20 protein-coding genes and 1 pseudogene are annotated in these 18,957 nt (G+C 74.8%); 12 read left to right on the top strand and 9 right to left on the bottom strand.

What is annotated here, in order from left to right:
* The first annotated feature begins 167 nt into the window (after positions 1 to 167).
* Positions 168 to 470 carry a hypothetical protein gene (locus HH311_RS29895; RefSeq protein WP_169187380.1) on the top strand — a complete coding sequence of 101 codons (303 nt, stop codon included), beginning with the start codon at positions 168 to 170 and terminating at the stop codon, positions 468 to 470.
* Between the two features lie 350 nt (positions 471 to 820).
* Here HH311_RS29895 and HH311_RS29890 read toward each other — a convergent pair whose 3' ends face one another.
* The gene (locus HH311_RS29890) at positions 821 to 1,711 is read right to left on the bottom strand and encodes a hypothetical protein (RefSeq protein WP_169187379.1); all 891 of its coding nucleotides are present in this window, start codon (positions 1,709 to 1,711) and stop codon (positions 821 to 823) included.
* Between the two features lie 275 nt (positions 1,712 to 1,986).
* Between HH311_RS29890 and HH311_RS29885 the strand changes: the two genes are divergently transcribed.
* Positions 1,987 to 3,747, top strand: coding sequence for a sodium:proton antiporter (locus HH311_RS29885; protein ID WP_169187378.1), 1,761 nt, complete (start codon positions 1,987 to 1,989; stop codon positions 3,745 to 3,747).
* A gap of 193 nt (positions 3,748 to 3,940) precedes the next feature.
* Positions 3,941 to 5,269 (top strand): chloride channel protein, encoded by a 1,329-nt coding sequence (locus HH311_RS29880; RefSeq protein ID WP_169187377.1) that lies wholly within the window; start codon positions 3,941 to 3,943, stop codon positions 5,267 to 5,269.
* 18 nt (positions 5,270 to 5,287) lie between these two features.
* Here HH311_RS29880 and HH311_RS29875 read toward each other — a convergent pair whose 3' ends face one another.
* Complete coding sequence (locus tag HH311_RS29875; RefSeq protein WP_169187376.1) at positions 5,288 to 6,256, bottom strand: bile acid:sodium symporter; 969 nt, start codon at positions 6,254 to 6,256, stop codon at positions 5,288 to 5,290.
* A gap of 191 nt (positions 6,257 to 6,447) precedes the next feature.
* On the opposite strand from HH311_RS29875, the gene HH311_RS31180 reads away from it, so the two are divergent.
* Positions 6,448 to 6,966, top strand: coding sequence for a hypothetical protein (locus HH311_RS31180; RefSeq protein WP_211191005.1), 519 nt, complete (start codon positions 6,448 to 6,450; stop codon positions 6,964 to 6,966).
* Here HH311_RS31180 and mtnA read toward each other — a convergent pair.
* The 4 genes from mtnA to HH311_RS29850 all read right to left on the bottom strand — a co-directional run bounded on the left by mtnA (position 6,929) and on the right by HH311_RS29850 (position 10,399).
* Complete coding sequence (gene mtnA / locus HH311_RS29865; protein WP_169187375.1) at positions 6,929 to 7,948, bottom strand: S-methyl-5-thioribose-1-phosphate isomerase; 1,020 nt, start codon at positions 7,946 to 7,948, stop codon at positions 6,929 to 6,931. The genes HH311_RS31180 and mtnA overlap by 38 nt on opposite strands.
* A gap of 20 nt (positions 7,949 to 7,968) precedes the next feature.
* Positions 7,969 to 9,114: a serine hydrolase gene (locus HH311_RS29860; RefSeq protein ID WP_169187374.1), complete on the bottom strand. Its 1,146-nt coding sequence runs from the start codon at positions 9,112 to 9,114 to the stop codon at positions 7,969 to 7,971.
* A gap of 72 nt (positions 9,115 to 9,186) precedes the next feature.
* Positions 9,187 to 10,050, bottom strand: a complete 864-nt coding sequence (gene purU, locus HH311_RS29855; protein WP_169187373.1) for a formyltetrahydrofolate deformylase — start codon at positions 10,048 to 10,050, stop codon at positions 9,187 to 9,189.
* A 46-nt stretch (positions 10,051 to 10,096) separates the two neighbouring features.
* Positions 10,097 to 10,399, bottom strand: coding sequence for a hypothetical protein (locus tag HH311_RS29850; protein ID WP_169187372.1), 303 nt, complete (start codon positions 10,397 to 10,399; stop codon positions 10,097 to 10,099).
* A 418-nt stretch (positions 10,400 to 10,817) separates the two neighbouring features.
* Between HH311_RS29850 and HH311_RS29845 the strand changes: the two genes are divergently transcribed.
* Together HH311_RS29845 and HH311_RS29840 are read left to right on the top strand one after the other, a co-directional pair.
* Complete coding sequence (locus HH311_RS29845) at positions 10,818 to 11,018, top strand: hypothetical protein (protein WP_169187371.1); 201 nt, start codon at positions 10,818 to 10,820, stop codon at positions 11,016 to 11,018.
* A gap of 129 nt (positions 11,019 to 11,147) precedes the next feature.
* Positions 11,148 to 11,354 (top strand): hypothetical protein, encoded by a 207-nt coding sequence (locus HH311_RS29840; protein WP_169187370.1) that lies wholly within the window; start codon positions 11,148 to 11,150, stop codon positions 11,352 to 11,354.
* Positions 11,355 to 11,417: 63 nt separating this feature from the next.
* On the opposite strand, the gene HH311_RS29835 is transcribed toward HH311_RS29840, so the two are convergent.
* Positions 11,418 to 11,591, bottom strand: coding sequence for a CsbD family protein (locus HH311_RS29835; protein ID WP_169187369.1), 174 nt, complete (start codon positions 11,589 to 11,591; stop codon positions 11,418 to 11,420).
* A gap of 29 nt (positions 11,592 to 11,620) precedes the next feature.
* A complete protein-coding gene (locus HH311_RS29830; RefSeq protein WP_169187368.1) occupies positions 11,621 to 12,571 on the bottom strand; it encodes a DUF3048 domain-containing protein in 951 nt (316 codons plus the stop codon).
* A gap of 90 nt (positions 12,572 to 12,661) precedes the next feature.
* Here HH311_RS29830 and HH311_RS29825 point away from each other — a divergent pair, with 90 nt between their 5' ends.
* The 5 genes from HH311_RS29825 to HH311_RS29805 all read left to right on the top strand — a co-directional run bounded on the left by HH311_RS29825 (position 12,662) and on the right by HH311_RS29805 (position 17,508).
* Positions 12,662 to 13,381 carry a DUF1707 domain-containing protein gene (locus tag HH311_RS29825; protein WP_169187367.1) on the top strand — a complete coding sequence of 240 codons (720 nt, stop codon included), beginning with the start codon at positions 12,662 to 12,664 and terminating at the stop codon, positions 13,379 to 13,381.
* A gap of 53 nt (positions 13,382 to 13,434) precedes the next feature.
* Entirely contained in the window at positions 13,435 to 15,237 is a 1,803-nt protein-coding gene (locus tag HH311_RS33645) for a serine/threonine-protein kinase (RefSeq protein WP_169187366.1), read from the top strand.
* Positions 15,238 to 15,309: 72 nt separating this feature from the next.
* Positions 15,310 to 15,699, top strand: coding sequence for a hypothetical protein (locus HH311_RS29815; RefSeq protein ID WP_169187365.1), 390 nt, complete (start codon positions 15,310 to 15,312; stop codon positions 15,697 to 15,699).
* A 20-nt stretch (positions 15,700 to 15,719) separates the two neighbouring features.
* Positions 15,720 to 16,727, top strand: a complete 1,008-nt coding sequence (locus tag HH311_RS29810; protein WP_169187364.1) for an acetamidase/formamidase family protein — start codon at positions 15,720 to 15,722, stop codon at positions 16,725 to 16,727.
* A gap of 22 nt (positions 16,728 to 16,749) precedes the next feature.
* Positions 16,750 to 17,508: an SDR family NAD(P)-dependent oxidoreductase gene (locus HH311_RS29805; RefSeq protein WP_169187363.1), complete on the top strand. Its 759-nt coding sequence runs from the start codon at positions 16,750 to 16,752 to the stop codon at positions 17,506 to 17,508.
* Here the strand turns inward: HH311_RS29805 and HH311_RS29800 are convergent.
* Complete coding sequence (locus tag HH311_RS29800; protein ID WP_169187362.1) at positions 17,505 to 17,993, bottom strand: hypothetical protein; 489 nt, start codon at positions 17,991 to 17,993, stop codon at positions 17,505 to 17,507. The two genes, HH311_RS29805 and HH311_RS29800, sit on opposite strands and share 4 nt — an antisense overlap.
* Positions 17,994 to 18,401: 408 nt before the next feature.
* On the opposite strand from HH311_RS29800, the pseudogene HH311_RS29795 reads away from it, so the two are divergent.
* Positions 18,402 to 18,957, top strand: a pseudogene (locus HH311_RS29795) (hypothetical protein); the annotation flags it as partial.

Raw genomic sequence — 18,957 nt, 5'->3', positions numbered from 1 at the left:
TCCTGTGGATCGAGAGTCGGAGGCGGAAAGAAGAGCGGACTAGCCAGCGCGAGGCGCAGGCATCGAAGGTCGCTCATTGGCTCGACAAGTCGCACCATGGGCCGTGGGAACTTAAGTATCGCAACGCATCGGAGGTCCCAGTTTATCGGATTGATATCCACGTATGGATGAACGATGAATACCGGGGGAGTCGGCGTATGAGTCGAATTCACCCCCGCGATGGGGAGCACAGCCGCGCAGAGGTCAACGAGTGGCTTGACGGTCTTCTGCAGGACTACCGGAAGGACGAGGACACGATCCAGGTGGACCTCGTCTTCGCTGACGCCACGGGCCAGGGCTGGGTTCGAGACATCGAGGGGTTCCTCGTCCCGCTCGCAGGGCCGAGGGCTGAGGCTCCGGCACGCCTCCACACCTACAAGCTCCCGCCACGGGTAGAGGTCGAGCCGGTTCTCCGCGGCGGGAAGGACTGATCGGCCAAGACCGCCGTCACTCGAATCGGCCGCTCTCCGATGACGGAGCCGACCGGTCTCTGAGTCGAAGCGTGTAGCTGAACGCTGTAGCGACGAGGGCTGCAGCAGCTGCATCGTCGTCGCCCGGATCGGCCATAGACCGCGCCGAGAGGACGGTCCCGGACCGCTTCGAACGAGCCCGTTGGGACTACGGATCAGAAGGTTAGGGGTTCGAATCCCTTCGGGCGCGCACACCACCACGCAGGTCAGAGGGGTCGCAGTGTCGTTGCGGCCCCTCTTTTTCGTGATCGTTGATCCACGGTCGTTGCCCCGTTGCCCGCCGTCGACGACGGCGTGTCCACCCGGGTGTGTCAGACGTCGGGGGCGATGGCCAGCAGATCGCGGACCTTCCACGGGCGGCGGCCCCAGACGAGGAGCTGTCCCCGAGCGAGCAGGGACCCGACGGTGCGGCGGTTCCAGATCAGGGCGAGCAGCCCGGCGGGGTCGGCGCGCAGGTGGACGTCGACCCGCCGGCGCGACGGCGGGTCGATCCTCATCCCGTCGTCGTCCTTGACGAGGTGGAAGCGGTCCTCACCGGCCAGCTGCAGATCGATGCTGAACGACCGCCCGGTCTGCGGGTGGGCGGTGACGGCCTGGCTGACCACGTTCAGCATGAAGCACCGCAGCACCAGCGCGGCCGCTCGGGGCGGTATCGACCACGGTAGTCCTCCGGCAGCTCGGGCGATGTCGTCGCCGTGCACGAGGGTCTCGCCGAGGATGTGACCGCCGAAGAACGCGGGGCGGCCCCGGATGCCGTCGATCGCCCAGGGCCGGGGACCGTCGTCGGCGTGGCGGTGGTCGGTGAACGCCCGGGCGTGCCGCGTGATCTCCTCGCTCACGTGGGCCAGGTCGCGGTCGGGCTCGGCGGCCACCGCGCGTTCGGTCCATCGGCTCAGGGCGGCCATGTCGGGGAAGACCGCACCCGACGGCGTGCCCAGGCCGTCGGTGGCGGGCACCGCGCGGAGTGCTCCGGCGAGGTCCCCCCGCGCGAGCGGAGTGACGGCGGCCCAGGTCTGGGAGAGGTGCACGGCGGTGTCGGCGATGTCCCAGACGCCGACCGCCGGCGCGTGGGGGTCCGGGACGGCGGCCAGCAGTGCGGGAAGGCGTGCGACCACGTCGCGCAGTTCGTCGCGGACCGCCGACCAGCTCGGTGGCTCGGCGTCGGGCTCGGTTCGGGGAGCGGGGCGGCGGGCGTATGTCATGCCGGGACTCCCAGCGTTCGCGGGACGTGTGAGCGTCGTCGACGAAGGTCGACCCCGGCCCGTCGCACCGCAACACCGCCCGCCCCACCGCCCGCGGGATCGCCCGGTCACGCCACCCTGAGGCCCGCGTTCAGGGGACGAACGGCCCTTGGTCGTCGTCGGTCGAGGTCGCCATCGTGGACGGGTCGGCGCCCAGGACGCCTCCGGCGGCGGGCGGTCACCCATCCGCCGCCCCCGAGCTTCCGATGCTCCTCGACCGGTGACAGGGGGAGGCGATGAGCACCGACCAGGTCCTGCTCGGGATCGGCCTGATCGTCGTGCTCGCGGTGGGCTCGCAGGTGGTGGCCGGCCGGCTGCGCATCCCGGCCCTGATCCTCCTGCTCCCGGCGGGCTTCGTCGCCGGGGCGCTGACGCCCGACGTCAACCCGGAGCACCTGCTGGGCGCGGCGTTCCAGCCGTTGGTCTCGCTCGCGGTCGCGGTGATCCTCTACGACTCCGGCCTGGGACTGGAGTGGGGCGCGGTGCGCGGCCGTGCCCGCCGCGTCGTGCCCCGTCTGGTGACCTGGGGGGTGCCGATCACGATGGCGTTCGCGGCGGTGCTGGCGGCCCCGCTGCTGGGCATGTCGGCCGGCGCCGCCGCGATGACCGGGGCGATCCTGGTGGTGTCGGGGCCGACGGTGGTGGGTCCGCTGCTGCGATTCGTGCGGCCGACCGACCGCCTCCAGCGGATCCTGTCCTGGGAGGGATCGCTGATCGACCCGGTCGGCGGCATCCTGGGCGCGGTGGTCTTCCACGCGGTGCTGGCCAGCACTCGCGGCGGCCTCGGCCACCCCATCGCGGACTTCTTCCTGTCCCTGGCCATCGGCGGGGGCGGCGCTGCGATCGGCGTCGCGGTGCTCTGGCTGTGCCTGTGCAAGCTCCAGCTCGACGACGTGCTCGGCACGGCCGCCCAGCTCGCCTGCGTGCTCGGCGTCGCGGCCGGCTGCGACATCCTGCGCGACGACACCGGGCTCATCGCCGCGGTCCTGATGGGGCTCGCGGTCACCAACCTGCGGATGTTCGACATCCCGGCCCGCCGCCCGTTCTTCGAGACCCTGGTGCAGCTGATCATCGGGGTGCTGTTCGTGTCCATCTCGGCCACCGTCACCCCGGCCTCGCTGCAGAACCTGCTGCTGCCCACCCTCGCTCTGGTGGCCGTGCTGGTGCTGGTGGCCCGCCCGCTGGTGGCGTTCCTCGCCACCCTCGGGACCGAACTGACCCGAGGGGAACGAGCCTTCACCGGCTGGATGGCGCCGCGGGGCATCGTCGCCGCGGCCACCGCCTCGACCTTCGCCGCTTCGCTCGCCGCAGCCGGAGTCGGCGGTGCGTCGGAGATCCTGCCCGTCACCTTCCTGGTCATCGTCGCGACCGTCGCGGTGTACGGCCTGACCGCGGTCCCGGTGGCGCGCCGGCTCGGGGTCAGCCGGCCCACCCGCAGCCGCCCGCTGCTCGTCGGCGGTGACCCGTGGGTGATCGACCTGGCCCGTGCCCTCAAGGCCTCCGGACTGGAGGTCCTGATGTGGGCCCCCTCGCCCGACCAGCGCACCGAGATCGACCGAGCATCCCTCGAGGTGGCCCCCGGCGAGCAGATCGTCTCGGCGGTCCGCGACGGCACCGAACTCGACGGCGTCACCGCGATCCTCCTGCTCACCGACGAGGACCACTTCAACGCCCTGGCCGCCACCACCGTCGCCGGCAACTCGGACACCCCGGTCTACCGACTGGCACCGAGTCCCGACGAGAGGAACCTCGACGTCCCTGGCGACACCCTGTTCGGCCCGCCGCTCACCGGCCCGGTCCTGTCCGACCGCTACGACAGCGGCGCCCGCATCACCACCCGACCCGCCGACGGCGAGGTCCCCCCGGCCACCGACCTGCTGTTCCTCATCAACGCCGCAGGCACCCTGATCCCGGCCACGGGTTCTCGCTCCCCCGACCCCGAGCGGGGCGACACCCTCGTCCTGCTGGACCCGTCCGGAGACGGGAGACCGTCGTGACGTCACCCGGAGCGGGTGATGCGCCGGTCGTCGAGCGGCCCGAGCCTGCCGGGGATGGACGGGTGGCGGGCCGGACCGAGGGGATCCCGGCTCGGGAGAGCTGGTGGCCGATGACCGGAGGGTGCGCAGGACGTCGCCCGCGTCGGGAGATCCGGCTCCCGGGCTCGGGGCAGGCGCCCCCGAGGTCCACGTCGTGACCGCGTCGCCGGAGCCGGCCACCGACCCGCCGGCCATCCACAAGCGGGAGTTCTGGGTCCTGCTGGGGTACGCGGTCGCCCTGGGGGTGTTCGGCGCGTTCGCCGCGCTGGTCTTCGTCGGGGCGATCACCTTCGGGGGTACGTGGTACAGCGACGCCGACCCGGGCTGGCTCGGCGGGCACTGGTGGTGGGTGGCGGTCGCCGCGGCGGCGGGTGCCGCCGTCGGGCTGGTGCGCCGCCTCACCCGGCTGCCCTGGAAGACCCCCGGCTTGTTCGACGACCTGCAGACCGGGCACGTCGACCCGGGTCTGGTGCCGGGGATCGCGGCCGTGTCCCTCGTGTCGCTCATCGGCGGAGCCAGCCTCGGCCCGGAGAAGGCCCTGGGGACGATGGGTGGCGGGGCGGGCAGCTGGCTCGCCCGACGGCGCGGGCTCACGACCTCGGATGCCCAGGTCGACACCCTGGCCGGCTTCGCGGGCGCCTACGGCGGGCTGTTCTCGAGCCCCGTCATCGTGGTGATGCTGATCATGGAGGTCGCCCGGCCCGGCGGGCAGCGGTTCACCAAGGCCCTCGCCGCGCAGATCGTGGCCTCCAGCGTCTCGTTCGCCATCTACTTCGCCATCGCCGGCGCGGTGTTCGCGGGCGACTACGCGGTGCCGCAGTACGAGTTCGAGGACTGGTACCTCCTCGCGGCGATCCCCCTCGGGCTGTTCGCGGCCGTGCTGGTGACCCTGCTGGCGGGCGCCATCGCCGGGGCCGCCCGGCTGTTCGGCCGGCTGAGGGTCCCCGACATCGCCAAGCCTGTGCTGGGCGGGGTGATCTTCGGGGTCGTCGGCGTGGCCCTGCCGTTGACGATGTTCAGCGGCGCCGACCAGCTCAAGACCATGCTCGGTGGCGCGGGAACCCTCGGGCTGGGCCTGCTCATCGCCACGCTCGTCGCGAAGATGCTCACCTTCGCCGTCAGCCAGGGCAGCGGCTTCGTGGGCGGCCCCATCTTCCCGTCGCTCTTCATCGGGGGAGCGGGCGGGATCCTCGTCCACCAGGTCATCCCGGGCGTGCCGCTGGGACTGGCGTTCAGCTGCCTGCTCGCCGCCGTGCCCGGCGCCGTGGTCGCCGCCCCCTTCGCCATGGTCCTGATGGCGGCGTTCCTGACGCAGGTCGGAGCCCTGCAGACCGCACCGGTCCTCATCGCCGTCGTCACAGCCTTCCTCACCATGGAGGGCGTGAAGTACGTCCTGACGACGCGCCGGCAGGCCCGCGCCGCCGCGGCGAGAGCGGCGGACCCGCCGGAGCCGGCTCCGGGCGCGACCCCGCACGGGGAGTGACCCTGCAGGTGACGGTGCTCAGGACTGCGTCCGCGACGGCTCCTGGACGACAGGACGCGGCGCCGGCGCCGGTGGCTCGGCACTGTGCCGCGGGGCCGGGACGCTCGAGGCCGCCGCCCCGGACCCGTCGTCGGGACGGGCCCGCCGCCACTCGAGGGCGAGGAACAACAGCAGGAGGATGCCGATGGTGTTGATGACCGTCACCGACACGTTGGCGAGCGGCTGGGTGTAGCCGAAGATCGTCACGACGATGGCGCCGGTGATGCTGCGCTGCGCGGTCGTGATCACCGACGCGTGCCGGCTCTCCCGGTTCCGGAGGGTGAGGACGCTGCCGAGGGCGATGCCCAGGACCGGGACCGCGAGGGCCGCGGCGTAGGCGCCCCACCACACGCCCTTGAAGAGGTCCGAGAACGCGAAGATGAAGAGGTTCACGTACAGGACCAGGGCGACGAGCTGGACGACGAGCAGCGGACGCGCCCAACCGGACACCTCCTCCGCGTAGCGCAGGCGTACGAGGCAGCCGATGAGCAGCGGTGCGACCACGAACGCGAGCAGCGGCCACGCGAGGTCCCAGGCGCCCACGGGCGGCACGCCGGGTGCCACGGCACGGACGGCGAGGGGCAGCAGGAGGGGCACGACGACGACCGTCACCACCATCATCACGAGGAACAGGGCCGTCGAGAGGGCCGCGTCGCCCTTCGCGAGGCGGGTGATGGCCGGGGCGAAGGGCGCGCCGGCGGCCAGCGCGACGACGCAGTAGCCGATCTTGATGTCGGGCTGCATCGGGGCGATCACGGCGAAGCCGACGATGAGCGCCGGGAGGACGACGAAGTTGATCACCAGCACCCAGGTCGCCAGGCGCCAGTTCGCGAAGAAGTGCGCCAGGACCCGGCCCACCTCGATCCGCAGGCCGAGGGTGAACGAGTTCGCGATCGCGAACAGCAGGCCGAACGAGTTGATCACGACGAGGAGCTCACTGCGCGGCACGGCGGCCTCCTTCCGGCGCGTGGCCGGCGTGCGTGGCGCCGGCCGCGAGCCCGACGGTGGCAGCGGCGCCGGCGGCCCGGCATCACCTCCGGGGGATGAGCCGCTGGGCGCGGGGTGGACGTAACGGTCAGACGGGCCCGACGATGCAGTGGGCAGACGCCGAGCCCGGCGTCGGGGACGTCGGGGGAGCCATGACCGAGACCGCCGGGGCGATCTGCCCCACCTGCACCGCCTCGCTGCCCGCCGCGGGCACGCCCTGCCCGCGCTGCTCGCCCTACGGCGCGGTCCCGGGGTTCCCGCAGCCGCCCCACCAAGCGCCCCACCAGACGCCGTACCAGGCTCCCTACTGGACGCCCCATCAGGCGCCGTACCAGGCGATGCCCCCGCAGCCGATGCCCTACGGCGCCGTGCCCCACCAGCCGGTCCCGTACCAGCCGGCGCCCTACGCGGTGCGGCCGGTGAAGTCCTCGGGCGTCGCCGTCCTGCTCACGCTCCTGTGGATCGGCGCCGGGCACCTCTACCTCGACCGGGTCGGCACCGGGCTCGCGCTCATGGGCGCCCACGTCGTGCTGGGCTTCCTGCTGTTCGTCATCTTCGCGCCGCTCGGCTTCCTCGTCTGGCTCGGCGCGGTGATCGGCTGCTGCATCTGGGTCTCGAACCTCACCGCCCAGATCAACGCCGGGACGGTGCCGCCGCGCCAGACGTGGTGACCGCCTGCTCCCACGCCCGCTCCTCGGTGACGATCGCCGTCACCAGCGCGGCCGGCGTGACGTCGAAGGCGGGGTTGAAGACCGGCGTGCCCGGCAGCGTCGTCGTCGCCCCGCCGAACCCGAGCACCTCGTCGGCGCCCCGCTCCTCCACGACGATGTCCGCACCGGTCGGCGTCGTCGGGTCGATCGTCTCCTCGGGGGCGACGACGACGAACGGCACGCCGGAGCGGGCGGCGGCGCAGGCCAGCATGTAGGTGCCGATCTTGTTCGCGACGTCGCCGTCGGCCGCGATCCGGTCGGCGCCGACGACGACCGCGTCCACCCGGCCGGTCGCGATCGCGGCGGGCCCGGCGGAGTCGACGCAGAGCCGGTGCGGCACCCCCGCGCGTGCGAGCTCCCAGACGGTGAGCCGCGCGCCCTGCAGCAGCGGCCGCGTCTCGCAGGCCAGCACCTCGGCCAGGGCGCCCCGCTCGTGCAGCCGCAGCGCCGCGCCGAGCGCGCTGCCGCCCTCGCCGCAGGCGAGCTCCCCGGTGTTGCAGACCGTCAACAGCCGGACCGGCCGGGCCGGGCACAGCGCCTGGAGCAGGTCGGCGGCCCGGGTGGTGGCGGCCGCGTTCACCCGGGCACCGTCGGCGGCGACGGCCCGGGCCTCGGCCAGGACGGCGGCCGGCCCGTCGGCGAGCCGGGTCAGCGCGCGTCGCACGCCGAGGGCGAGCGGCACCGCCGTCGGGCGCGCGCGGGCCACCCGGTCGGCCTCGGCGCGCGCCGCCGCCGGGTCGCCGGGGTGGAGGTGCGCGGCCAGCGCCGCGCCGAACGCGCCCGCGACGCCGAGGTTCGGCGCGCCCCGCACGGCGAGCGTCCGGACGGCGTCGACGACCCCGTCCACCGTCGTCAGGTGCAGGTACTCGGTGGCCTGCGGCAGCGCGCGCTGGTCGAGCAGCACCACCGCCGGGCCGTCCCCGGACCAGTCCACGATGTGCACCCCACCGATCCTGCCCCGTCTCACCCCACGGCGGCGTCGGCCGCGTCGACGACCGCGGCGTGGAGGGCGAAGTCGTCGGGCGAGGCGAGGAGCCGCTGGGTCAGCGTCACGACGACGAGGTCGCGCGCCGGATCGACGTGCCAGGTGGTCCCGAGCCCACCGGCCCAGCCGAACGCACCGGCGCGCTGGCCCGTGATGGTCACCGACACCCCGTAGCCCCAGCTCGTCCCGTCGTCGAGGAACCCCGACCCGGCCCGCTGCGCCGGCGTGAGCTGGTCGGCGGTCATGGCGGCGACGTACTCCGGCGGGACGACCCCGGCACCGTCGTCGAGGAGCATCCGGGCGAACGCGAGGAGGTCGTCGGCGCTCGAGACGAGCCCGGCCGCCCCGTCGGGGAACCGCGGCGGCGCGCTCCACCGGCCGTCGGGCGCGTCCCAGACGGCGCCGGCCTCGTAGGCGGTCGCGAGCCGGGCCGGGTCGCCGGTGAAGGCGGTGTCGGTCATGCCGAGCGGCGCCAGGATCCGGGAGCGCAGCAGGTCGGGCAGCGGCTCGTCGGCGGCCCGGGCGGCGAGGACCCCGAGCAGCTGGCCGCTGGTGTTGTACAGCCAGCGCTCGCCGGGCTGCGCGATCAGGGGGAGCTCGGCCAGCTCGGCGAGCCAGGCGTCGGGCTCCGGAGGCACGTCCGGCCGCGGCGGCCCCATGGTGTTCAGCCGCCCGGCGCCCATCGCGGTGGCGATCGGCCAGGGCGGGTCGGCGGTGAACAGTTCCACCGACTGGCCCCAGCCGCAGGTGTAGGTCAGCACGTCGCGGACGCTGATCGGGCGGTGGGCCGGCACGGTGTCGTCGAGGGCGGCGTCCGGGCGGCGCAGGACGCGCCGGTCGGCGAGCTCGGGCAGCAGCCGGTCCACCGGCTCGTCGAGGGACAGCAGGCCGTCGGCGAGGAGGGTCCCGACGGCGGCCGCGACGATCGGCTTGGTGAGCGACGCGATCCGGAAGAGCGAGTCCCGCGCGACCGGCGCGCCGCCGAGCGCGAGCGTCCCCCGGGCCTCGACGTGGACCTCGCCGCCGTGCGCCGCGAGGACGACGAGGCCGGGCAGGTCGTCGGCGAGCGCCCCCGCGGCCAGGTCCCCGAGCCCCTGCCACGAGGTCCCCGGCGCTGTCGTCATGTGCGACTCCGTCGCTCGTGTGCACTTTCCGGTGTCATGGCACCAGAAAGTGCTCACGGGGGCGAAGCCCACCTAGAAGACGATCGTCGTGTTCCCGTCCCGCATCACGCGGTCCTCGCAGTGCGCGCGGACGGCCCGGGAGAGGACCGAGCGCTCGACGTCGGCCCCGAGCCGGGTGAGGTCGGCGGTCGAGTGCCGGTGGTTCACCCGGATCACGTCCTGCTCGATGATCGGGCCCTCGTCGAGGTCCTCGGTGACGTAGTGCGCCGTGGCGCCGACGATCTTCACGCCGCGCTCCTTGGCCCGCCGGTAGGGCACCGCCCCGACGAACGCCGGCAGGAACGAGTGGTGGATGTTGATCATCGGGGCGGCGACCGCTCCCAGTAGCGTCCCCGAGACGATCTGCATGTAGCGGGCGAGCACCACGAGGTCGACGCCGGCCAGCAGCTCGGCCTGCCGGGCCTCGGCCTCGGACTTGGTCTCCGGGGTGACCGGGACGTGCACGAACGGGACGCCGAAGGGCTCGACGGCGGGTGCGAGGTCCGGGTGGTTGGAGACCACGACCTCGACCGACACGTCGAGCTCGCCGCGCTGCGTGCGCCAGAGCAGGTCGAGCAGGCAGTGGTCGATCCGCGACACCATGATCCCGATCCGCTTCGGGACGGCGGCGTCGGTGACGCTGAACTCCATGCCGAAGCCGCGGGCGACGTCGGAGCCGAACGCGGCGCGCAGCCGGTCGAGGGTGCCGTGCGGCAGGGAGAACTCGGTGCGCTGGAAGTAGGTGCCGCCGCTGCGGGCCGTGGCGTGCTGGTCGAGCGAGAGGATGTTCGCCCCGGACGCGGACAGGAAGGACGCGACGGCGGCGACGATGCCCTGGCGGTCGGGACAGCGCACGAGCAGGCGGCCGATGGTGTCCTCGGGCGGGGAGCCGGTCACGCGCCGGAGGGTACTGACGCGGGGGCCGGGCGACGCGCGCGACGCGTCAGGTGCGGCACACGACCGCGCGGGCCGGCAGCTGCAGCGGGATGAGGGCGTCGTTGCGGCGTCGGACGATCGCGGTGGCGAGCTCCCGGGCGCGGGCGTCGACGGTGTCGTCGCGGCCGCCCGCCAGCGTGGCGGCGGCCTCGCCGACCTCGAGGGCGACGCGGGCGAGCTCGTCGAGCAGGTCCGCCGACCAGTCGAAGCGGTCGACGTTCGCGGGGCACGCCACGCGGGCCCGGCCGAGCTCGGCGAGGGCCTCGTGGGCGCTACGGACGAGATCCCGCAGCGTCTGACTCTCGTCCACACCCGCTCCTCATCGCCGAGACCACGCTCCGCCCCGTCGAGAATTCCCGTCGCGGGCGCGTTCACACGTGGCGGACCGGCGCGACGGGGTCCGATCGGCGAACGGGCGGCTTTCGTGTCCCGGCGGCGCCGGGAGCGGGGGCTCGTCACCCGTCCGGCGCGCTCCGGTCGCACAGAGAGAAGGGCCCGGCCGGCGGGGGGACACCGACCGGGCTGTCGTCGATCACGGGGGGCATGATCGACGCCTGGATGCTTTCTCTCCGTGGCAGCGTGCGTCAAGCAATTGTCGGACGTCCGAGGGTGTGCGCTCCATCTCCTCGCCCACCGGTCCCCGTGCGACGATGGCCGGGCGGCCCGACGGGAGGGGGAACGAGATGCGGATCCGGCTGCAGGACGGTCCCTGCCGGGGGGAGCACGACGTGCGGATCGCCGAGACGGCGCCGCCGCCCGAGGAGTACCTGGTGCTCGTCGAGAAGGGCCCGCGCACGCGCACCGACGGCCTGAACGGCGGCTCGATCCCCGGGATCAACGTCTACGCCGTGCACCGGCTCGACCGTCGCGACGCGGACGGCACCCCGGTCTACGGCTTCCGCGGCGAGCGCCACCAGCGCGGCTACTGATCCCCGCTGATCGTTCCCCGGCGCCCGCCCGGCGAGCGCCGTCGGGAGTTCACCCCGCCGACGGGCACGGACGACCGGAGGCGGGGTACCCAACCGCCTGGAATCGCAGCCGATCCCCGGGAGGGCGACATGGGACAGATCGACGCCAAGCTGGACAAGCAGTACGAGGACACCCCGCTCGCGGACCTCGCGGACGCGCCGGTCGCGGCGCTGCAGGGCGTGAGCGACGACGACGCCGAGCACCTCAAGAGCGCGTTCAACATCAAGACCATCCGCGACCTCGGGACGAACAAGTACTTCCTGTGGGCGCAGGCGATCGCCAAGCTCGCCGAGTAGCGGCAGGACGCACGACGGGGGCCCGGCCAGGCGGCCGGGCCCCCGTCGTGTGCTCGGAGCCGGTCAGCTCTTGAAGGCGTCCTTGATCTTCTCGCCCGCCTGCTTGACGTTGCCCTTGACCTGGTCGCCCTTGCCCTCGGCCTTGAGCTCGTCGTCGTCCTGGACCTTCCCGACGGTCTCCTTCGCCTTGCCCTTGAGCTCGTCGGCCTTGTTGTCGATCTTGTCTCCGGTAGCCATACCCACGAGTACCCCATCGGGCCCCGCCGTCACCCCGGGTCCCGGGCGAGCAGCACCCACACCGGGCCGGGGGCGAACGTCAGCGGCTTCCCGTCGGCCGCGCTGAACGTCGTGGGGTCGTTCGGCGTGGCACGCGACCACGTGCCGGTCCACCGCTTCCCGTCGCGCAGCACGTCGACCGGGCCGCGGCCCACGGTCACCGCGGTCGGCGACGGGGACCCGGCCACGTCGTGGATCGCCGACGTCCGGATCGGGACCCGCTGGACGACCACGGTGGCCGGCCCGTTCGCGGTGACCGCCGGGCGGCCGTCGAACGCCACCGTGTAGCGGCCGCCCGCGGCGCGCAGGTCGACCTTCGTGCTCCCGATGGTCTCGGTGACGGTGGCCGCCGGTCGGCCCCCGGCCGGTGCCGCACCGAAGCGGAACCCGACGTCGTGCGGCGCGGTGACCCCGCGGGCGGCGGCGACGAGCGCCGTCGGGGTCCCGTAGAGGTTGTGCGGGGCCTCGCCGCGGCCCCGGTGGTAGGCCCTGGCCACCGTCTCCGCCGACACCGGGAGCACCGGGCTCGACGCCACCAGCCCGTTCAGCTCCGGGGCGTTGCCGGAGAAGGCCAGCGCCGGGTGGCCGTACGCGGCGAGCAGGTCGATGTCGGACTCGCGGAAGCTGCGGACCGGCCCCACCGACGGCGGCAGGTGCGAGGCGAAGATCGCGAGCAGCCGGGTCACCCCGCCCTCGACCGGCTCGACGTAGACCACGTCGGCGGCGTCGACCCCGGTCCACGGCCGGCCCTGCGGCGAGTTGTCGATCTTGACGGCGAGCACGGCCTTCCCCGCGCCGCCGGGCTCGCCGGTCAGCGGCGAGGTGTTCGCGGCGGGTGCCGCCACCGGGGACACCGAGGGGGCGGCCGCCGGCGCCGGGGCGTCGCCGTGCGAGCTCCAGACGACCACGCCGAGGATCACCACGACGACCAGGGCGATCACCGCCGCGATCGTCCGTGTCGAGGCAGAGTCGCCGTTCCGTGCCACGGCGAACATCATCGCGAGGCCGTCGCCCCACCTATGATCGGGGCCATGGCCCGCCGGCCCGCGCACCAGCCCGACCCGGGGGAGAGCACGCCCGCGGACGCACGTCAGCGCGCCTCCGACGACGAGCGCGAGGACGTCGCCGCCCTGCTCGCGCGGGCGATGGTCGCCGGGCGGCTCACGCCCGTGGAGTACAGCGACCGGGCGGCCACCGCGCAGGCCGCGCAGTACCGCGACGAGCTCGACGGCCTCCTCGCCGACCTGCCCGGCGCGGTGCTGCACTCCTCGCACGGCAGCGACGTCCTCGAGCTCGAGGCGGGTCTCGGCGGGTCGATCAGCCGCCGCGGGCTGTGGCGGGTGCCCCCGACGGTGCGGGTGCACAGCTGGGTCGGGTCGGTGCTGCTCGACTTCTCGGAGGCCGAGTGCGCCACCGGCGTGGTGGTCGTCGAGCTCGCGACCGGGATGTGCTCGCCGACGGTGGTGCTCCCCGAGGGCGGCACCGCCGACGTCGACGACCTGCGCATCTCCGCCGGCTCGGTGCGCGACGAGACGGTGCACCGCCTCGAGCGGGGGGCGCTGCACGTGTCGGTGCGGGGCCGCCACGCGTTCGGCGACGTGGTCCTGCGCCACCCCGTGCGGGGGCGCTGGGAACGCCTGCGGGCCCTCCCGCAGGCCGCGCCGCGCACCCTCGCGCGACGGGTCGCCGAGCACCGTCCGGGCCGACCCGCGCGCCCCGAGGGGCCGCGGGGCGGCGCCGCGGAGCGGTAACGTCGGACGGTGCGCCGCCCGACGGGGGCGGTCGGGCGGGGGAGGGCGACGACGTGGACTTCGATCCCACCCTGGGCGCGCGCTTCCTGCTCCCGCTCGTCGTGGGCGCCGTCGTGGCCCTGCTCATGACGCCGCTGCACACCGCCCTGGCCCGCCGCCGGCGCCAGGCGCTGCTCGTGGACCGGGTGGTGACCGGCCGCGTCGCCCGCCTGACCGGGGCGGAGCGCCGGCGCGCCATCCGCCACCTGCACACCGAGGCCGGCCACCCCGTCAGCATGGTCGCCGGGCTCGCCCTGGCCGCCGGGGTCGTCACGCTGCTCGGCGCCGTGCTCACGGCGAACGCCGCGGCGGGCTCGACCGACCGGCGGGCGGTGCTCACCCGGCTCTTCGACCAGCTCGACGCGGCCGGTCTCCCCGCGCCCTCGAGCTCCACCGGGCTGACCGTGGTCGCCGTCCTCCTCGGGGTGGTGCTCGCCCTCGCCGTCGGGACGCTGCACGTCGCCACGCTCGACCTCGAGCGCCGCCGCGCGATGCCCGTCACGCGGCCGTGGCCCTGGTCCCGACGGCGGGTCATCTGGCTGGCCGCCGGCGTCGTCCTGCTCGTGCTGCTCGCCGTCGGGATCCAGACCGGCGGCCTCGCGGCCGGGCTGTTCCTGCTCGGCCACCAGCTCACCGCGCGGGCGACGCGGCCGCGGGCCTGCACCGTCGCCCCGGTCCTGCCCGAGGCGCTGCGCGCGGCCCGCCTGCCGGGCCCGAAGGAGCGGCGGCTGATCCGGTCGCGCCGCGGGCCGGCCCCGGGGCTGCCCGGCGCCGCCGGGCCGCCGCAGCAGCCGGCACGCCCGTCGTCGGGACCGCCGCGCGACGCCACCGCCCGCCCGCCCCGGTCCTCCACGCCGGGCCCGGCGGTGCCGCCGCGGCCCACCGCGGCCCCGCACCCGCCGACGGCGGCCACGCGCCTGGTCGACATGGCGCCGCCCGAGCAGCCGCTCGCGCCGCACGACCCGCGGACGGTCGGGGAGTACCAGCTCACCGGGCGGCTCGGCTCCGGCGGGATGGGCACGGTGTACCTCGGTCACCGGGCCGGCGTCACCGGCTCCGTCGCCATCAAGGTGCTGGCGCCGCACCTGCTCGACGACGTCGACGCCCGCACCCGCTTCCTGCGCGAGGGCCAGACGCTGCAGAAGGTCACCGGCGACTACACCGCGCGGGTCCACGGCGTCGGCTTCGACGGGTCGATGCCCTACATCGTCATGGAGCGTCTCGACGGGCCGTCGCTGCACGCGCTGGTCGCCGAGAGCGGCGCCGTGCGCGACGGCGAGACGCTGACCCGCATCGCGATCGCCCTGGCCCGGGCCCTCGCCGCGCTGCACAACGACGGGATCACCCACCGCGACCTCAAGCCCGGCAACATCCTGCTGACCTCGGCGGGCCCGAAGGTCGTCGACTTCGGCATCGCGCGGGTGGTGGGGCAGACCCACCACACGCCGGCCGGGAACATGGTCGGGACCCCGGGCTACATGGCGCCCGAGCAGGTCACCGGCAACGGCGCGGGCCCCGCCACCGACGTCTGGGCCTGGGCGTGCTGCGTGGTGTTCGCCGCCCGCGGCGACCACCTGTTCGACGGCGAGAACGTCGTCGACATCGCCCGTCGCATCCTCGACGGGCCGCCGGCCGACGCGTTCGCCGGCGTCGGCCGGGTCTCCCCGCGGCTCGTGCCGGTGCTGCGCCGCGCCACCGCGCAGGACGCGTCCGACCGTCCCCGCGACGGCGCCGCGCTGCTGCGCCTGCTCGACCGCAGCGGCGCCACCGCGACGGTCGGCTCGTTCGCGTGGGACAAGCTGGTCGGCGCCCGCTAGCCGGGTCCCGGGCGGGCTCTCCGCTGCTACGGTTTCGCCTCGCCGGAGGCGTTCGATACGTCGGGAGTGTGCGTGGCCAGCTGGGACGACCTCGTGCTGTGGGTACGGGTCCGCTACGAGGTGATGGCGCAGGACGCGGACGGCCTCACCTTCCGGTTGCCGACGACGGACGGCCGTGACCAGCTGGTCTACGTCCGCCACCGCGGCGAGGTCGCCGGCCACGACTGGATGCAGATCGAGTCGCCGATCGCGAAGCTCGAGGACATCGACACCCGGCGGCTGCTCGAGCTCGCGGAGTCCGCCGTGGTCGGCGGCGCCGCCGCGGCCGACGGCGTCGCGGTGTTCCGGCACTCGGCGCCGCTGTCGGACCTCACCTTCGCCGAGTTCGAGGGCCCGTTCCGGCTCGTGACGACGACGGCGGACGACCTCGAGCGCCAGCTGACGGGGACCGATCGCTACTAGCCAGCACGCCGGAGGGCCGCATGGACGTCGTCGAGTTCACCCCGACGCCGGAGCAGTACGCCTGGACCTTCGGCGGCGCCGCCCCGATCAAGGAGGTGGCGCCGGGCAGCGTCATGCGGCTGTGGTGCGACGACGCCTTCGGCGGCCGGATCCGATCGGTCACCGACCTCGCGAGCGGGTCGCTCGACGCCCGCTTCCTCAACCCGCAGACCGGCCCGTTCTCGGTGACCGGGGCCGAGCCGGGCGACACCCTGGTGCTGTACCTGGTCGACCTCACCCCGGCCCGCGACTGGGGCGCCTCCACCCTCGTCCCGTTCTTCGGCGGGCTGACCGGCACCGACCGGACGGCCCTGCTGGACGAGGCCCTGCCCGAGCAGACGTGGATCTACGAGCTCGACCGGGCGCGCGGCACCGTGCGCTTCCAGGCGCGGCGCAGCGACTTCGCCGTCGACCTGCCCGTCGCCCCGATGCTCGGCACCGTCGGCGTCGCCCCGGCCAACCGGGAGGTCCGCTCCTCGCTCACCCCGGACGCGTTCGGCGGGAACATGGACACCCCGGAGATGCGGGCCGGCGTCACCTGCTACCTGCCGGTCAACGAGCCGGGCGCGATCTTCTCGGTGGGTGACGGGCACTACCGCCAGGGCGAGGGCGAGTCGTGCGGGACCGCCGTCGAGGGCGCGATGGACGTGACCCTCATCGTCGACCTGGTCAAGGGCTCCTCGGCGCCCGCCCCGGCGTGGCCGCGGCTGGAGAACGACGCCGAGCTCATCACCGTCGGCTCGTCCCGCCCGCTCGAGGACGCCTGGCGGATCGGGCAGAAGGAGATGATCTCCTGGCTCGGCGCGCTGCACGGGCTCGACCGGCTCGACGCCTACCAGCTGCTCACCCAGGTCTCGCTCGCCCCGCTCGCGAACGTCGTCGACACCAACTACAGCTCGGTCACCAAGGTGTCGAAGGCCTACCTGCCGCGGGCCGATCCCTACGACGGCCTGCACGCCGACCTGCGGGCGCGGGCGGCGCGCCTGTAGCACCACCCCCCACGGAGGAGCCATGGATCTCGGACTGGCGGGCCGTCGGGCCCTCGTGACCGGCGGCAGCCGCGGCATCGGACGCGCGATCGTCGAGGTGCTCGCCGACGAGGGCGCCGCGGTGGCGTTCTGCGCCCGGTCCGCCGACGGCGTCGAGAAGGCGGTCGCCGAGCTGCGCGACGCGGGCCGGACCGTCCACGGCACGTCGGTCGACGTCGCCGACGGCGAGGCGCTGCGGTCCTGGGTGACGGCGAGCGCCGAGGAGCTCGGTGGGATCGACGTGGTCGTCGCGAACGTGTCGGCGCTGGCGATCCCGGGGTCCGAGGAGAACTGGGAGGCGTCGTTCCGCACCGACATGCTCGGGACGGTGCGGCTGGTCGAGGCGGCGCTGCCCGCGCTCGAGGCCTCCGACGCGGGCGCGATCGTCACCGTCTCCAGCGTCTCCGGCCGCGAGATCGACTTCGCCGCCGGGCCCTACGGGACGATGAAGGGCGCGATCGTGCACTACACCCAGGGCCTCGCCTACCAGCTCGCCGGCCGGGTGCGGGCCAACACCGTCTCGCCCGGGAACACCTACTTCGAGGGCGGGGTGTGGGCGTCGATCGAGCAGGGCGACCCGGACCTCTACGCCCACGCCCTCTCGCTCAACCCGACCGGCCGGATGGCGCACCCGGAGGAGATCGCGCGGGCGGTGGCCTTCCTCGCCAGCCCCGCCGCGTCGTTCGTCAGCGGCACCAACCTCGTCGTCGACGGGGCGCTGACGCGGGGGGTGCAGCTCTAGGCGCGTTCCCGGGCCGGCTGCTCGGGGCCGAACAGCAGGGTGACGACGGCCTGCGCGGCCGTCCCGACCGCGTCGACGGCGGCGACGAGGCCGCGCGCGGTCCAGTCGACGACGACCTCGACCCCGCGTCGGGCGGCCGTGCCCGCCCGCGACCACGCGGAGGGCCCGGCGAGGGGCTGCCGGGCGGGCAGGTCGCGGCGGGCACGGACCAGCGCGGTCGAGGGCGCCGGCGCGGGCCGGGCCTCGTCGGGGATCGGCGACCCGGCGGCGTGGGGGCGGCGGCGCGGGAGGAGCGGACCGACGTGGGGGTACCGCGGCGCCGGGATGTCCGCGGCGAACAGGGCGGGACCCTCACCGAAGCGGGCGATCGCGGCCGCCTCGCCCGCCACCAGCCCGGACCGGTCGCGCGACGGGTCGGGCTCGCGGCGGCGGCGAGCCCGCGGAGTGTCGGCGTCCCCGGACCCCTCGTCCGACTCGTCGGTCATGACCCACCTCTCGGCGATGCTCGACGTCGATCGTGATGACTCGGTGTGATCGTGGTGTGAGGCCCCGTCCGGTCGTCGCTGACCGGTGGGTTCTCGGCGGGCGGGGACCAGTGTCACCCACGAGCAGGAGCCTGGCACGCCGCTCGCCGCATGTTTCCATCCGGTCACGGAGGGCGCCGGATCATCCCTGTAGCCGAGTCGCGGTTCGGCCGTTGACCACTCACGGGTGCGCCTGGGCAGCGGCTGTCCCGGGTGGACCCACCGGTACCGGATCGAGTCACCGCTCGGCGCCGAGCGAGGGCAGGTCGGCACGGGCGTGACGGCACCGGTGCAGGACAGAGACCGGATCGTGATGCAATCGGACCGAAGCCCGAGCGGGCGCCGGGTGCGGACGCGGGAGGTGGAGCGATGGCGGGTGCACATTCCCGGTCCTCGCGCCACGAGCGCCCGGACGACGCCGTGGACCGGCGCCCCACCCCGCGCGACCTCGACGGCTCGGACACCGACCGCGACTACGGCGAGATCTTCCGGCCCCGGCCGGCCGACGACCCGGCCCCGCCGTCGCCGCCCGTCGGCTTCCCCACCGCGCTGTCGTCCTCGTCGTTCCGCGCGCCGGGCGCGGGGCGGCACGCCGAGCCGGAGCCCGCGGCGGTCGGGGTCGGCGCGTCGTCCGGGTCCGCGTGGTCCGGGTCCGCGCTGTCCGGGTCGGCGTGGTCCGGGTCCGACCGGTTCGGGGGCCCGACCTCGACCGGCACGTCCTCCGCCGGCACGGGTGGGCGTGGCCCCGGACGCTCGGCCACCCTCGCGCCGCCTCCGGCCGTGCCCCCGCCCCCGGCCGGTGGGCGTCCCGGTCCCGGGGACGACGCTCCTCGCACCGGCGGCGCCCGGCCGGGCGCCGCGCCTGTCGCCCCCCGCCCGCCCCACACGCTCTCCGGCCCGCAGGCGCTGGCCGCGCCGCCGGCCG

The organism is Actinomycetospora sp. TBRC 11914 (assembly GCF_012933465.1).
Lineage (GTDB): Bacteria > Actinomycetota > Actinomycetes > Mycobacteriales > Pseudonocardiaceae > Actinomycetospora.
Note: the sequence above shows the minus strand (reverse complement) of the source record. Positions and strands in the feature narration are given on the sequence as shown.